The 1,368-nt window shown below is 60.7% G+C and carries 3 protein-coding genes; all 3 read right to left on the bottom strand.

Annotated elements, in window-relative coordinates:
* The coding region (locus ERD80_RS21660; RefSeq protein ID WP_211145610.1) for a molecular chaperone TorD family protein at positions 1 to 350 on the bottom strand (350 nt) is incomplete at its 3' end.
* 27 nt (positions 351 to 377) lie between these two features.
* Positions 378 to 1,115, bottom strand: a complete 738-nt coding sequence (locus ERD80_RS21665; protein WP_136548503.1) for a phosphatase — start codon at positions 1,113 to 1,115, stop codon at positions 378 to 380.
* 19 nt (positions 1,116 to 1,134) lie between these two features.
* Positions 1,135 to 1,368 (bottom strand): NAD(P)-dependent oxidoreductase (locus tag ERD80_RS21670; protein ID WP_282183394.1); only part of this gene is annotated, 234 nt, incomplete at its 5' end.

Here is a 1,368-nt window from a genome sequence, read left to right on the forward strand (position 1 = left end):
GCCGCCAGCAGCAGCACGCCAAAGTGATCGGCCGGCGACTCGCTCAGTGGCATACCGCGTGAGGTTAAAAACGCCCGCACCTCGGCTTCCTGCGGTCCGTTCGGCCACTGTGAGGCGTACGGCGGTACGCTGCAGTCGCTGCCGACGAACAGCGCGTTGTAATCCGCCGCCAGCGCCTGCGGATCGCTATTCTGCTGCAGCCGGGTCAGCAGTTCATCCTGCTCCAGCGGCCACTGATCTTTCAGTTTGCCTTCGCGCAGCAGGGTGAACAGCGGCACCAGCAGCGGGTCCTGCGGCTGGCGATTAAACAGCGAGCCGATGACGCGGCAGAGAATGGAAAACTCATTCATGCAACAGAATTCCTTGAGGCAAAAAAGTTAAAAGTCGGCAAATTCCGCAATGTGTTTGCCGGTGCGCTGTTCGAGAAAGTCGAGCAGGCGACGCGGCGTGACATTTAACACGCGATCCTGCGGAAAATCCACTTCGCGCGTAATACGCAGGCAGTGTTCGAAATCACCGAGCGTAAAGGCGGTGTGCGAATCGGAGCCAAACGCCAGCCGGCCACCGGCGTCACGCACCGCTTCCGCAATCGCGCGGCAGTTAGGTTCACTGCCCGGGCGCGAATGGGTGAACGACGAGTTGTTGATCTCCAGCGCCACATCGTAGTGCGCGGCGGCTTCCGCGATAGCGCGAATATCCACCGGGAATTTCGGGTTGCCCGGATGGCTGATGATGTGTACCAGTCCGCTGGCCATGGAGGCAATCATCGCTTCGGTGTGGTGAGCCTTGTCACGCGGCGCATAGACCGGCTCATGGAAGCCAGCGACGATCAAATCCAGCGCATCCAGCATCGGCCCGCTGCAATCAATCTCACCCTGCTGATTTTTGATGTTGGCTTCAATGCCGCGCAGCACGCCGACGCCGTCAATCACGCGCGGCCAGATGCGCATATTCACAAAATGCCAGTAGTGCGGCGCATCGGCCATGTCCGGACCGTGATCGGTAATGGCGAACAGCTTCAGGCCGTTCCGTTTCGCCTGCGCGACGTAATCGTGCAGCGTGCTGTAAGCATGGGTGCTGGCCACGGTGTGCATATGTAAATCGACGGGATACATCCTCTTCTCCTCTGCTGAATTAATAGCCACGCTGGCGATCGACCAGACCGCGCGGCTGTTGGCCCTGCTCCAGTGCCGTGATGGCACCGGCGATATAGTCCATCGCCTCATGCGGCAAGGTGGTGGCGGCATTATGCGGGGTAATCATGACACGCGGATGAGACCACAGCGGACTCGCGGCTGGCAGCGGTTCCACCTGGAATACGTCCAGCGCGGCGGCGGCCAGCTGACCGCTCTCCAGCGCCGCCAGCAG

Source organism: Pantoea sp. R102, from assembly GCF_004916815.1.
In the GTDB taxonomy this organism is placed as follows: Bacteria; Pseudomonadota; Gammaproteobacteria; order Enterobacterales; family Enterobacteriaceae; genus Pantoea; species Pantoea dispersa.